At 69.7% G+C, this 12274-nt stretch carries 12 protein-coding genes; 7 read left to right on the top strand and 5 right to left on the bottom strand.

Annotated features, from left to right (window positions below; translation table 11 throughout):
- Positions 1-18 precede the first annotated feature (18 nt).
- The 4 genes from ACSDQ9_RS10320 to ACSDQ9_RS10305 all read right to left on the bottom strand — a co-directional run bounded on the left by ACSDQ9_RS10320 (position 19) and on the right by ACSDQ9_RS10305 (position 5041).
- Positions 19-411 carry a hypothetical protein gene (locus ACSDQ9_RS10320; RefSeq protein WP_435146694.1) on the bottom strand — a complete coding sequence of 131 codons (393 nt, stop codon included), beginning with the start codon at positions 409-411 and terminating at the stop codon, positions 19-21.
- A 91-nt stretch (positions 412-502) separates the two neighbouring features.
- A complete protein-coding gene (rarD, locus tag ACSDQ9_RS10315) occupies positions 503-1360 on the bottom strand; it encodes an EamA family transporter RarD (RefSeq protein ID WP_435146692.1) in 858 nt (285 codons plus the stop codon).
- Between the two features lie 112 nt (positions 1361-1472).
- Positions 1473-3533 (bottom strand): transketolase, encoded by a 2061-nt coding sequence (gene tkt / locus ACSDQ9_RS10310; protein ID WP_435146690.1) that lies wholly within the window; start codon positions 3531-3533, stop codon positions 1473-1475.
- 128 nt (positions 3534-3661) lie between these two features.
- Positions 3662-5041: an MFS transporter gene (locus ACSDQ9_RS10305; protein WP_435146688.1), complete on the bottom strand. Its 1380-nt coding sequence runs from the start codon at positions 5039-5041 to the stop codon at positions 3662-3664.
- An 85-nt stretch (positions 5042-5126) separates the two neighbouring features.
- Here ACSDQ9_RS10305 and ACSDQ9_RS10300 point away from each other — a divergent pair, with 85 nt between their 5' ends.
- The 3 genes from ACSDQ9_RS10300 to ACSDQ9_RS10290 are packed head-to-tail and all read left to right on the top strand — an operon-like array spanning position 5127 to position 7784.
- Positions 5127-5639, top strand: coding sequence for a GNAT family N-acetyltransferase (locus ACSDQ9_RS10300; protein WP_435146687.1), 513 nt, complete (start codon positions 5127-5129; stop codon positions 5637-5639).
- Positions 5640-5664: 25 nt separating this feature from the next.
- On the top strand, positions 5665-7242 hold the full coding sequence (locus tag ACSDQ9_RS10295) for a purine-cytosine permease family protein (RefSeq protein WP_435146685.1): 1578 nt from the start codon (positions 5665-5667) through the stop codon (positions 7240-7242).
- Positions 7239-7784 (top strand): cysteine hydrolase family protein, encoded by a 546-nt coding sequence (locus ACSDQ9_RS10290; RefSeq protein ID WP_435146683.1) that lies wholly within the window; start codon positions 7239-7241, stop codon positions 7782-7784. Before ACSDQ9_RS10295 ends, ACSDQ9_RS10290 begins: the two co-directional genes overlap by 4 nt.
- Positions 7785-7821: 37 nt before the next feature.
- Here ACSDQ9_RS10290 and ACSDQ9_RS10285 read toward each other — a convergent pair whose 3' ends face one another.
- Positions 7822-8604 carry a gamma-glutamyl-gamma-aminobutyrate hydrolase family protein gene (locus ACSDQ9_RS10285; RefSeq protein ID WP_435146681.1) on the bottom strand — a complete coding sequence of 261 codons (783 nt, stop codon included), beginning with the start codon at positions 8602-8604 and terminating at the stop codon, positions 7822-7824.
- Between the two features lie 71 nt (positions 8605-8675).
- On the opposite strand from ACSDQ9_RS10285, the gene ACSDQ9_RS10280 reads away from it, so the two are divergent.
- The 4 genes from ACSDQ9_RS10280 to ACSDQ9_RS10265 all read left to right on the top strand — a co-directional run bounded on the left by ACSDQ9_RS10280 (position 8676) and on the right by ACSDQ9_RS10265 (position 12268).
- Complete coding sequence (locus tag ACSDQ9_RS10280; RefSeq protein ID WP_435146679.1) at positions 8676-9467, top strand: sulfite exporter TauE/SafE family protein; 792 nt, start codon at positions 8676-8678, stop codon at positions 9465-9467.
- 127 nt (positions 9468-9594) lie between these two features.
- The gene (locus tag ACSDQ9_RS10275; protein WP_435146676.1) at positions 9595-10530 is read left to right on the top strand and encodes a metal ABC transporter solute-binding protein, Zn/Mn family; all 936 of its coding nucleotides are present in this window, start codon (positions 9595-9597) and stop codon (positions 10528-10530) included.
- Positions 10527-11357: a metal ABC transporter ATP-binding protein gene (locus tag ACSDQ9_RS10270; protein WP_435146674.1), complete on the top strand. Its 831-nt coding sequence runs from the start codon at positions 10527-10529 to the stop codon at positions 11355-11357. Before ACSDQ9_RS10275 ends, ACSDQ9_RS10270 begins: the two co-directional genes overlap by 4 nt.
- Complete coding sequence (locus ACSDQ9_RS10265) at positions 11354-12268, top strand: metal ABC transporter permease (protein WP_435146672.1); 915 nt, start codon at positions 11354-11356, stop codon at positions 12266-12268. Before ACSDQ9_RS10270 ends, ACSDQ9_RS10265 begins: the two co-directional genes overlap by 4 nt.
- The last annotated feature ends 6 nt before the right edge of the window (positions 12269-12274 follow it).

Below are 12274 nucleotides of genomic sequence, written 5' to 3'. Positions count from 1 at the left end.
AAAAGGTGTGGCGCGCGGTCAGGGCGCCTGGTCGATCCCCAGCACCCGCACGTCGAGGGTGTGACCGGGCCACTCGAAGCGGGCGACCACGCCGTCGTCGTCGCAGCGGGCCGCGACCACGGTGACGGGCCGCTGACGGGCGACCGCCATCGCCAGCTCGCCGACCCGCGTCTGCGGACCGTGGGCATCGACCAGGATCGCCGAATGATCGGCGAACTGCAGCCGGGCCACGCCCTCGCCGAACCTGGTGACGACCCGCACCGGCGTGACCCTGCTGGCCACGAGGCCCAGCTGGCGCAGCCAGGCACCGATCAGGGCCGCACGATGACCGGCCGCGGCCTCATCCAGGGCTGCGGCGAGTTCTGTGTCGACGAGGCCCTGCAGGCGCTCGTCCGGGCGCCACGCCACCATGCCCACCATTGTCGGCCAGCGCGCCGCCCGAAGGAAGGGGCCAGAACCGAAGTGGGGTGGGACGTGGGGTGGGAGAGCGGAAGGGCGGGCGTCAGGCGCGCGCGGCGACCCGGGCCGGGCGCGGGCGTCGTCCGAGCACACCCACCAGGTAGAGCCCACACCCGACCCACACCAGCGGCAGACCGATCCACCACACCCACGAGATCTGCTGCTTGAAGACCAGCAGTCCGATGATCAACTGCAGCGTGGGGCCGATGAACTGCAGCATGCCGAGCAGTCCGAGCGGCATTCCCCGGGCGGCCAGCGCGAACAGCCACAACGGGATCGCGGTGACCAGCCCCGAGATGACGAACAACCAGGTGAGGTGGCCGCCGAAGTGACCACGCCCGGTCACGGCCAGCACGATGATCACCACGAGCGCCACCGGGCTCATGAAACTCGACTCGAGGAAGAGCCCCTGCAGGGCGGGCACCTGGGATCGCTTCTTGAGCACTCCGTAGATGCCGAACGAGGCGGCGAGCAGCAGGGAGATCCAGACGGTGTGCCAGCTGCCCCAACTGATCACCACCACGCCGACCAGGGCCGACAGGGCACCGGCCCAGCCCCACCGATCCAGGCGCTCCCCGAAGAAGACCCGCCCGAACACGAGGTTGAGCAGCGGGTTGATGAAGTAGCCGAGCGAGCTCTCGACCGTGTGGCCGGTCTGCACGGCGAAGATGAACATGCCCCAGTTGACCGCGATCACGATCGAGGCCAGCAGCAGCGGCACCCACTGCCCACCGGCGAGCGCCGGGCGGAGCCACGAGAATCCCTGCCTGAGCACGACCAGCAACAGCGCCGTCCACAGGGCCGACCACAGGAAGCGCTCGGCCAGCGTCTCGATCGGATTCGCGTCGCCCAGCAGTGCCCAGAACAGCGGGAACACCCCCCAGAGCACATACGCGCCCACCCCGGCCAGGAAGGCCCGCGAACTCGCGGAGCTTCCCGGCCGGGGTGGGCGGCTGGCGATGGTGGTGTCAGTCAGGATCGGGCCATCGTCGGGAGTGAACTCGCTGCGGCGATCAGCTCAGCACCGACTGGGCGACCTCGACGACGTGGTCGACGGTGAAGCCGAACTCCTCGAAGATCTTGGCACCGTCCGCCGAGGCTCCGAAGGTCTCGATCGAGACCGAGGCTCCCTGGGCACCCACGTACTTCTGCCAGCCGTTGCCGACGCCGGCCTCGATCGAGACGCGGGCGGTCACCGACGTGGGCAGCACCTGCTCGCGGTAGGCCTCGTCCTGCGCGTCGAACCACTCCTGGCACGGCATCGAGACGACGCGGGTCGCAATGCCCTGCGCCTCGAGCGAGGCGGCCGATGCGACGGCCAGCTCGACCTCGGAGCCGGTGGCGATCAGGATCAGCTTCGGCTCGGCCGAGGCCTCCTTCAGCACGTAGGCACCCTTGGTGGCCTCCGAGGCCGGGGCCCAGCCCTCGCCGGAGCGGTCGAAGATCTCCAGGTCCTGGCGCGACAGGATCAGGGCGGTCGGACGATCCCGGTGCTCCAGCGCCTGCTTCCAGGCCACGGCCACCTCGTTGGCGTCGCCGGGGCGCACCACGTCGAGGCCGGGGATCAGCCGCAGCGAGGCCACGTGCTCGATCGGCTGGTGGGTGGGTCCGTCTCCGCCGACGCCGACGGAGTCGTGGGTCCACACGAAGATGGACGGGGCCTTCATCAGCGCGGCCAGTCGCACGGCGGGGCGCATGTAGTCGGAGAACACCAGGAAGGTGCCACCGTAGGGGCGCGTCAGACCCGACAGGGCGATGCCGTTGACGATGCCGCCCATGGCGTGCTCGCGGATGCCGAAGTGCAGGGTTCGTCCGTACGGGTTGCCCGAGAACTCGTGGCTCTGACGCTCGGTCGGCAGGAACGAGGGCTCGCCCTTCATGGTGGTGTTGTTCGAGCCGGCGAGGTCGGCGGAACCGCCCCACAGCTCGGGCACCTGGGCGGCCAGCTGGTTGAGCACCTCACCCGAGGCGCTGCGGGTGGCCTTCTTGCCGGGAGCGAACTCGGCGATCTCGATCTCGGGCAGTTCGTGGTTGCGAATGCGGGTGAGCAGGGCGTCCTTGTCGGGGTTGGCCTGCTGCCAGGCGGCGAACTTCTCGTCCCAGGCCGCGCGGGCGGCCTTCGAGCGGGCGGCGGCGTTCTCGGTGGCGTGCGCGACGGCGGCCTCGTCCACGGCGAAAGGCTCGTCGACGAAGTTGAGCTCCTTCTTCAGCCCCGAGATCTCCTCGGCGCCGAGCTTCGAGCCGTGCACGTCGTGCGAGCCGGCCTTCTTGGGCAGCGGCCAGCCGATGATGGTGGTGAGGCGAATGAACGACGGCTTGTCGGTGACGGCCTTGGCGGCCTCGATGGCGTCGTAGAGCGCCTGCGGGTCTTCGCGGTACTCGGTGCCACCGTGGGTCCAGTCGACGTGCTGCACGTGCCAGCCGTAGGCCTCGTAGCGGGCGGCGACGTCTTCGGAGAAGGCGATCTTGGTGTCGCCCTCGATCGAGATGCGGTTGTCGTCGTAGATCAGGGTGAGGTTGCCCAGGTTCTGGGTCGCGGCCAGCGAGCTGGCCTCGGAGGCGACACCCTCCTGCATGCAGCCGTCGCCAGCGATGGCGTAGATCTGGCGGTCGAACACCGACTCGCCCTGGGGGGCCTGGGGGTCAAAGATGCCACGCTCGCGGCGGGCGGCCATCGCGAAGCCGACGGCGTTCGACACGCCAGCTCCCAGCGGGCCGGTGGTCGTCTCGATGAACTTGGTGTGGTGGTACTCGGGGTGACCGGGGGTCTTCGAGCCCCAGGTGCGCAGCGCCTTCAGGTCGTCGAGGGTGAGGTCGGCGTTCGCGAGGAACAGCTGGGTGTACTGGGTGAGGGACGAGTGCCCGGCCGACAGCACGAACCGGTCACGGCCCAGCCACTGGTCGTCGTTGACGTCCCAGTTCATGACCTTCTGGAAGAGCACGTAGGCGGCCGGGGCCAGCGAGATCGCGGTGCCGGGGTGACCGTTCCCGACCTTCTCGACGGCGTCGGCGGCCAGGATGCGGGCGGTGTCGACTGCCCGCTGGTCTTGCTCGGTCCATTCCAGGGATGCCATGTGAAGTCCTCACTGATCGCGATCTTTGCTCTGTTCGTCACCGAGCTTAGTGAGCAGCCGCGCGACAGTCAGGGTGTGCCACATGTTGCCCCGAGCGCTTCGGTGGGGGCGAAAGGTGGGGGCCGACCTCACTCGGTCAGTTCGCGGTTCTTGTACTCCGGCAGGAAGACGGCCGCCACCGCCGCCACGACGAACGCCGCCGCGAACACCGTGAAGATGGTCGGCAGTCCCCCGTTGGCCAGCATGATCGGCACGCTCAGCGGGGCGATCATCGAGGCGATCCGGCCAAAGGCGGCGGCCGCTCCGGTGCCGGCGCCGCGCAGACGGGTCGGGTACAGCTCCGGGCCGACCGCGTACAGGGCACCCCAGGCGCCGAGGTTGAAGAACGACAGGAAGCAGCCCGCCACCAGGATGGTGGCCGTGGAGTCCGCGAACCCGAAGGCGGCCGCCGACAGCGCCGACCCCGCCAGGAAGGTCGCGAGCGTGGCGCGTCGTCCCCAGATCTCGATCAGCACGGCGGCGACGGCGTACCCCGGCAACTGCGCGAGCGTGATGATCATCGTGTACTCGAACGACTTGACCACCGTGTGGCCCGACTTCACCAGCAGGCTGGGCAGCCAGATGAAGGCGCCGTAGTACGACAGGTTGATGCAGAACCACACCACCCACAGGGCGATGGTGCGCGAGCGCAGACCGGGCGACCAGATGGTGCGCCGGTCGAAGTCCTCGGCCGTGATCTCGGACGAGTCGGCCCGCTCGGCGGACGAGGGCGCCGGCACCCCCGAGGGCTCCTCGTAGCGGCGCACCGCGGCCTCGGCCTCGTCGTGGCGACCCTTCGACTCGAGGAAGCGCACCGATTCGGGCAGCCCGTACCGCACGATCAGCGCGTAGGCCGCAGGCACGATGCCCACCAGCAGCGCCCACCGCCAGCCGTTGTCGATGTTGGGGATCACGAGGTAGCCGATCAGCGAGGCCATGATCCAGCCCAGGGCCCAGAAGGCCTCGAGCATCACGACCACTCGTCCACGAATGCGCCGCGGCGCGTACTCGCTGACCAGGGTCGAGGCCACCGGCAGCTCGGCGCCCAGCCCCAGCCCGACGATGAAGCGGAGCACGATCAGGGCCCCCACCGACCAGGCCAACGCCGAGGCACCGGTGGCCACGCCGTAGACGAGCAGGGTGAGGGCGAAGACCTGGCGTCGTCCGATCTTGTCGGCCAGCAGACCACCCAGGGACGCGCCGATGGCCATGCCCACGAAGCCGATGCTGGCGATCCAGCTGAGTTGGCCGGGGCTGAGCTTCCACTCGGCGGCCAGCGCAACCATGACGAACGAGATCAGGCCGACGTCCATCGCGTCGAGGGCCCAGCCCAGTCCGGAGCCGACCAGCAGCTTGGCGTGGCGGCGGTTGAACGGCAGCCGGTCGAGGCGATCGGTGCGCGTCACCCGAGCTCGCGCCTGGCTCGGGTTCACCGGCTGGGGGGTCACCGGGTGGGGGGTTGTCGTCATGGAGCGCGACGATAGTTCACTCGGCGCCTGCGTGCCCCCGACGACCATGGGCAGTGCAGGGGCGCGGTGGGCCTAGGCTGAGCGCATGCCGCTGACGATTCGCCCCGCGACCCTGGCGGACCTGCCCGCCATCACCGCGATCTACAACGAAGCCGGGGTGGGCACGACGGCCAGCTACGACCTCGCCCCGGTGACGGTCGCGGAGCGCACCGCCGTGTTCCAGGACAAGCAGCGGCACGGCCATCCGACGCTGGTGGCGGTGCTCGACGGCGAGACCGTCGGCTTCGCCAGCTACGGCAACTTTCGCGACAAGGCCGGCTACAACTACACCGTCGAGCACTCCGTGTACGTGAAGTCGGGCCATCGCGCCGCCGGCGTGGGCCGCATGCTGATGACCGCCCTCATCGACTACGCCAAGGGGCACGGGGTGCACGTGATGATCGGCGTGCTCGACGGCAGCAACGAGACCTCCATCGCCTTCCACGAACGCATGGGCTTCCTCGAGGTGGCCCGCATGCCCGAGGTGGGCCGCAAGTTCGGGCGCTGGCTCGACATCGTGATGATGCAACTGACCTTCGACGGACCCGACGTCCGCTGACCGACACGGAAGACAGGACACCTTCATGAGCGACACCGACGTCGACCAGGGCTTGCCGCCGGGGCAGGGTTCACCGCAGCCGGGGCTGATCGAGCAACAGGGCATCGACGTCATCGACGAACCCGCCCGCACCGCCCGCCCGCGCGATCTGTTCATGCCGTGGTTCGCCGCCAACGTGAGCGTCTTCGGCATGAGCTACGGCGCCTTCGTGCTCGGCTTCGGCATCTCGTTCTGGCAGGCGATGGCCGTGACGCTGATCGGGGTGGTGTTCAGCTTCCTGGTCTGCGGCATCATCGCGATCGCGGGCAAGAAGGGCTCGGTTCCGACCATGGTGCTCAGCCGCGCGGCCTTCGGCGTCGACGGGCAGAAGCTGCCGGGTGCGCTGGGCTGGCTGACCTCCATCGGCTGGGAGACGACCCTGACGATTCTGGCCACCCTGGCCACCGTCACCATCTTCGACAAGCTCGGTTGGGCGCACGGCACGGCGGTCAAGATTCTTGCCACCATCGTGATCGCGGGCACCATCGTGGCCGCCTCGGTGCTCGGCTACCACGTGATCATGAAGCTGCAGTCGATCCTCACCTGGGTCACCGGCATCGCCACCATCGTGATCATGGCGATCACCCTGCCGAAGGTCGACTGGTCGGCGGTCACCGCGCTTCCGGCCGGGTCGGCGGCGCAGATGGTCGGCGCACTCGTGATGGTGATGACCGGTTTCGGGTTGGGCTGGACGAACGTCGCCGCCGACTGGTCGCGCTACCAGCGGCGGGGCGCCAGTTCCGGCGCCATCGTGTTCTGGAACACCTTCGGCGGTTCGGTGGCGCCGGTGGTGCTGGTCACCGTCGGACTGCTGCTGAGCGCCTCGAACGAGACCTACGCCGGCCACGTCGCGGGCGACCCCATCGGCGCCCTGGCCGACCTGCTGCCCACCTGGATCCTGCTGATCTTCTTGGTGGTGGCCGTGCTCAGCCTGATCTCGGGAGCCGTGCTCGGCATCTACTCCTCGGGGCTGACGCTGCTCTCGCTCGGGGTCAAGGTAGCCCGTCCGGTCGCCGCCCTGATCGACGGCGCCATCCTGACGGCCGGCACCATCGTCGTGGTCTTCTTCGCCACCGACTTCCTCGGCCCGTTCCAGTCCTTCCTGATCACGCTCGGCGTTCCGCTGGCCGCCTGGGCCGGCATCTTCTGCGCCGACCTGGCGCTGCGGCGTCGTCCCTACGACACGTTGTCGCTGTTCCGCCGCACCGGTCGCTACGGACGATTCGACTGGGTCTCGCTGGCGACCCTCGTGGTCTGCTCGGTGATCGGCTGGGGGCTGGTGATCAACCAGTTCGCGGCCGACGCCAGCTGGAACAACTGGCAGGGCTACCTGCTGGAACCGCTCGGGTTGGGCAAGCGCGTCACCGACGAGTCGGGGGCCGAGAGTTGGGACGGCAACTGGCCGTGGGCCAACCTGGGCGTGCTGGTCTCGCTGGTGCTGGGCTTCGTGGTCACCTACCTCGCGCGCCGGGGGGTCGTCCGCCGTCAGGAGGCGGGGCAGACCGACACGGACGAGAACGCCACCGCCGCCGAGGTGCGGGCCGCCATCGAGGCCGGCGCATGAGCGGGGCGGGCAGCCAGGAGGCCTGGCTGCTGGTGATCGACCCCCAACGGATCTTCGCCGACCCGGCCTCCGAGTGGTGCGCCCCGGAGTTCGAGCGGGTGGTGGAGCCCATCGACCGACTGGTCGCCCAGTACGGCGAGCGGACGATCGTCACCCGCTGGCTGCCCGGCACCAACCGGCGCGGATCGTGGGCGGCCTACTTCGAGAGGTGGACGTTCGCCGATCGGCCCGACGGCGACCCGATGTTCGAGCTGGTCGAGGCGGCGGTGCCGTGGGCGGCGCGGCGCGGTGGCGAGACTCTCGACGTGTCGACGTTCGGCAAGTTCGGCGACGACCTGCTGGCGATCACCGGGCCCGAGCCGTCGCTGGTGCTGACCGGCGTGGCCACCGACTGCTGCGTGATCTCGACGGCGCTGGCGGCGGCCGATGCCGGGGCCACCGTCGAGGTCGTCGGCGCGGGCTGCGCCGGGTCGTCCGCGGAGAACCATGCGGCCGCCCTGCAGGTGATGGGGCTCTACGCGCCGCAGATCACCGTTCGCTGAGGGACCACCGGCGACCAGCGCGCAAGAATCGCGGGGATCAGTCGTTGTCGGCGTGACAGCAGGGGCAGTCGCGCAGTTCGTCGGCCACCCGGACGAGCGCCCGCACCACCGCGACCCCGGCCTCGTCGCGCTTGTGCGACATCTCGGGGTGCCACTGCACGCCCACGACCCAGCCGTCCTCGGCCGGGTCGAGCGAGAAGGCCTCGATGAGGCCGTCGGGGGCGGTGGCCTCGACCACCAGCCCTCGTCCGAGCTGGTCGACGCCCTGGTGGTGGAACGAGGTCACCATCACCTGATCGCCGCCGATCGCCTCGTGCAGGATGCCGTCGGCCGCCAGACTCACCCGGTGGCTGGGCTCGTCGGGGGCGATGGTCTGCCAGTGGGCGAGCTCGGAGTCCGGACGATCGGTCGGCAGGTCCTGGAACAAGGTGCCTCCGAAGCGGACGTTGAGCACCTGCATGCCCCGGCAGATGCCCAGGATCGGCAGTCCCTTCGCCAGCGCGGCCTCGACCAACGCGAGGTCCCAGGCATCCCGGAAGGGCAGGGTGGCACCGCAGCAGGGGCGCGTCGGCTGGCCGTAACTGGCCGGGTCGACGTCGTGACCACCGGTCAGGATGAGGGCGTCGAGGTCGGCGACCTGCTGGGCGACCAGGTCGGGGTGATCGGCCGGGTCGAACAGCGGCAGCATCACGGGCAGGCCGCCGGCGGCGAGCACGACCTCGGGGTAGTCGGCGGCCACGTTGGTGCGCGGGTAACCCGGCAACGGGCCGGAGAGCTCGTGCCCGGTGGTGGTCGAGATGCCGATGCGGGGTCGTGACATGGGCGGGAGCCTAGCGACCAGGGCGTGACCCTCGCGCCGCCGCCCAGCCCTCGGGTGAAAGGGTGACAGCCATGTTCTGGCTCACTCTGGTCGTCGCGGCCCTGTTGATCGGCATCTCGAAGACCTCGGTGGGTGGGCTGGGGTCGGTGAGTGTGGCGATGTTCGCGCTCGTCATGCCGACCAAGGAGTCGACCGCGGCGGTGTTGCTGCTGCTCATCGTCGGCGACATCGTCGCCGTGCTGCGCTACCGCGCCCACGCCGACTGGAAGCTGTTGGTGAAGCTGCTGCCGTGGGTCATTCCGGGGCTCGCACTGGGGGCACTGTTCCTGCGGTTGGTCGACGACCTCGCGCTGACCCGAGTGATCGGAGCGATGCTGTTGGTGATGTTGGTGATCCAGTTGGTCACCCGTTGGCGCCCCCGACGTCGACCCGACGCGGGCATCCCGTCCGGCCCGGGCACTCCGTCCGGCACGGGTGAGCCCGCCCCCGAGCCGACCTCATGGGCGCAGACCAAGGTCGCCGCCGGCGGCGCCGGCATCCTGGCCGGGTTCACGACGATGACCGCCAACGCGGCCGGGCCCGTGATGACGCTCTACCTGCTGGCCGCCCGCATCGACAAGCTGCGCTTCGTGGGCACCGGCGCCTGGTACTTCCTGATCATCAACCTCACCAAGGTGCCGTTCTCGGCCGCGCTCGGGCTGTTCACGCGCGAGACCCTGCTGCACGACCTGTACCTGGTTCCGGTCGTGCTGGCGGGCACGTTCCTGGGGACGAAGCTGCTGGCCGTGATGCCTCAGAAGGTGTTCGAGAACGTGGCCATCATCGCGTCGGGGATCGGCGCGGTCAGCCTGCTGCTGAAGTGAACGCGCTCGAGTTGGTCACCGAACTTGCGTGGCCGCCCAACTGCAGGCGATAATCGTTCTCATTAAGCCCTGCGGGCTAGCTCCGCGGCACCGAACCACCAGAGAGTGACCCCAGAGAGTGATCATCGTGCGCCGACTCCACACCGTCCTGACCGCGGCCCTGCTCACCGTGGGCCTGGTCGCCCTGACGGCGGCCTGCTCCCCGTCCGGCGAGTCCGCCGACAACAAGGCCGCCGGGTCGTCCGACGGCAAGCCGACGGTGGTCGCCTCGACCAGCATGTGGGCCGCGGTCGCGCGCCAGATCGCCGGTGACCACGCCGACGTGACCGCCGTGATCGACAACCCCCAGCAGGACCCCCACGACTACGAGGCCAGCGCGCAGGACAAGCTGACCTTCTCGAAGGCCACCGTCACCATCGTCAACGGCGGTGGGTACGACGACTGGGCCGTGTCGCTGGCCGCGAAGGGCACCACCGTCGTCAACGCCGTCGAGGTCTCGGGCCTGCCGGGCGCCGGCAAGGACGGTTTCAACGAGCACGTGTGGTACTCCCCCGCCGCCGCCAAGCAGGTCGCCACTCGGGTGAGCGAGGCCCTCGCGAAGGCCGACGCCCAGCACTCGTCCGACTACCAGGCCAACCTCGTGACCTTCACCACCACGGTGGACGAACTCGCCACCCGCGCCCAGCAGATCGGCGCCAAGAACAAGGCGGGCCAGGCGGGCGTCGACATCGTGTCGACCGAGCCCGTGGCCGTGCACCTGTTCGAGGCCGCCGGGCTGACCGACGCGACGCCCCACGAGTTCGTCGAGCAGAGCGAGTCCGATGCCGGCCCGTCGGTGGCCGCCGTCAACGAGACCGTGAAGCTGATCGGATCGGGCCGGGTGCGCGCCCTGGCGGTCAACCCGCAGACCTCCGACCCGGTGGCCGACAAGCTGATCGCCGCCGCGAAGCAGGCCTCGGTGCCCACGTTCGAGGTGTACGAGGTGCTGCCCGATGCAACGATGAGCTGGACCGACTTCCTCGGCGCCACCCTCGACTCCCTTGAGAAGGCCCTCAACCAGTGACCGCACCCACCACCCCGGACGACGCGCCCCCCGCGATCTGCCTCAACAATGCCTGCGTCGCCTTCGGCGATCGGGTGCTGTGGGACCACGTCGACCTCGACATCGCGCCCGGCGAGTTCGTGGCGATCCTCGGGCCGAACGGTGCCGGCAAGACCACCCTGCTGCGGGTGCTGCTCGGCCAGCAGGAGCTGGCGCACGGCCGCGTCGAGATCGACGGCGAACCCGTGCAGCGCGGCTCGCGGCGCATCGGTTACGTGCCCCAGCAGAAGACGATCGACTCCACCGCCGTGATTCGCGGACGAGATCTGGTCGCCCTGGGTCTGGACGGCGACCGCTGGGGCATCACTTGGCCGAGCCGGAGCCGCCGGGCCAAGGTCGACTGGGCCCTCGAGGCGGTCGGCGCCACGGCCTACGCCGACGCCCCGTTGTCGATGCTGTCCGGTGGTGAGCAGCAGCGGCTGCGGATCGCCCAGGCGCTGGTCACCGACCCCAGTGTGCTGCTGTGCGACGAGCCCCTGTTGAGCCTCGACATCAAGCACCAACACCAGGTCACCGACCTGATCGACCGCACCCGTCGCGAGCACACCATCGCCGTGCTGTTCGTCACCCACGAGATCAATCCGGTACTGCCGCTGGTCGACCGGATCATCTACTTCGCCAACGGGCAGGCTCTGATCGGCACGCCCGACGAGGTGATGACCACCGAGACACTCTCGGAACTGTACGGACGCAAGGTCGAGGTGCTGCGCCACGACGGCCAACTGCTCGTCTTCGGCGGCGACGAACACGCCCATCACCCCGATCACGACGAGCCGGTGGACGCATGAGTGGCGCCCTGCTCGAGGTGACCATCCACACCTTCCTGAACTTCGACAACCTCGCCGAACTGCTGCCGCTGGTCGCCGGGTCATTGGCCGCCGGGGTGATCCTCGGCCTGATCGCCGGGGTGATCGGGCCGATGATCCACGCCCGCGACCTGGCCTTCGCGGTGCACGGCACCTCGGAGCTGTCGTTCGCCGGGGCGGCCGCAGCCCTCTACTTCGGGGCCTCGGTCACGGCCGGCGCCATCGGTGGTTCCCTGCTGGCCGCCCTGCTGCTCGGGGTGCTGGGGGTGAGAGCCCGCCACCGCAATGCCACCATCGGCATCCTGTTGCCGTTCGGGCTGGGCATCGGCGTGCTGTTCCTGGCGCTCTACACGGGCCGCTCGTCGAACAAGTTCGGCCTGCTCGCCGGGCAGATCGTGGCCGTCGAGTCGAGCCAGCTGACGACCCTGGCGATCGTCGCGGCCGTGATCGCGGTCGTGCTGATCCCGATCTGGAGGCCGCTGTTCTTCGCCTCGGTCGACCCCGAGGTGGCGCAGGCGCGCGGCGTGCCGGTGCGCTGGCTGTCGATCGCCTTCATGCTCGTGCTCGGCTTGGCCGTCGCGATGTCGGTGCAACTGGTGGGCGCCCTGCTGGTGCTGTCGCTGCTGATCACTCCGACCGCGGCCGCCGCCCGACTGACGGTTCGTCCGTTCATGCTCTCGCTGCTGAGCGTGGTCTTCGCGATCACCGCGGCCGTGGGCGGCATCGTGCTGTCGCTCGGCCCCGGCTTGCCCATCAGCCCCTACGTGACCACGGTGTCGTTCGCCATCTTCGGCATCTGCGCCCTGATCGGCCACCTGCGGGAGCGACGCGGGTGGAACCGCCGCCCCGACGCCGGCCACCACCCCCACGCGGACGCCCTGCACACGCACTGACAGGGG

This window comes from Aestuariimicrobium soli, assembly GCF_051192575.1.
Lineage (GTDB): Bacteria > Actinomycetota > Actinomycetes > Propionibacteriales > Propionibacteriaceae > Aestuariimicrobium > Aestuariimicrobium soli.
Note: the sequence above shows the minus strand (reverse complement) of the source record. Positions and strands in the feature narration are given on the sequence as shown.

Excerpts from the sequence above, each read along its gene's own strand:
- ACSDQ9_RS10295 (WP_435146685.1), top strand. The coding sequence starts at position 5,665 with ATGAGCGACACCGACGTCGACCAGGGCTTGCCGCCGGGGCAGGGTTCA.
- ACSDQ9_RS10300 (WP_435146687.1), top strand. The coding sequence starts at position 5,127 with ATGCCGCTGACGATTCGCCCCGCGACCCTGGCGGACCTGCCCGCCATC.
- ACSDQ9_RS10305 (WP_435146688.1), bottom strand. The coding sequence starts at position 5,041 with ATGACGACAACCCCCCACCCGGTGACCCCCCAGCCGGTGAACCCGAGC.
- ACSDQ9_RS10280 (WP_435146679.1), top strand. The coding sequence starts at position 8,676 with ATGTTCTGGCTCACTCTGGTCGTCGCGGCCCTGTTGATCGGCATCTCG.
- ACSDQ9_RS10320 (WP_435146694.1), bottom strand. The coding sequence starts at position 411 with ATGGTGGCGTGGCGCCCGGACGAGCGCCTGCAGGGCCTCGTCGACACA.
- ACSDQ9_RS10290 (WP_435146683.1), top strand. The coding sequence starts at position 7,239 with ATGAGCGGGGCGGGCAGCCAGGAGGCCTGGCTGCTGGTGATCGACCCC.
- ACSDQ9_RS10265 (WP_435146672.1), top strand. The coding sequence starts at position 11,354 with ATGAGTGGCGCCCTGCTCGAGGTGACCATCCACACCTTCCTGAACTTC.
- ACSDQ9_RS10285 (WP_435146681.1), bottom strand. The coding sequence starts at position 8,604 with ATGTCACGACCCCGCATCGGCATCTCGACCACCACCGGGCACGAGCTC.
- tkt (WP_435146690.1), bottom strand. The coding sequence starts at position 3,533 with ATGGCATCCCTGGAATGGACCGAGCAAGACCAGCGGGCAGTCGACACC.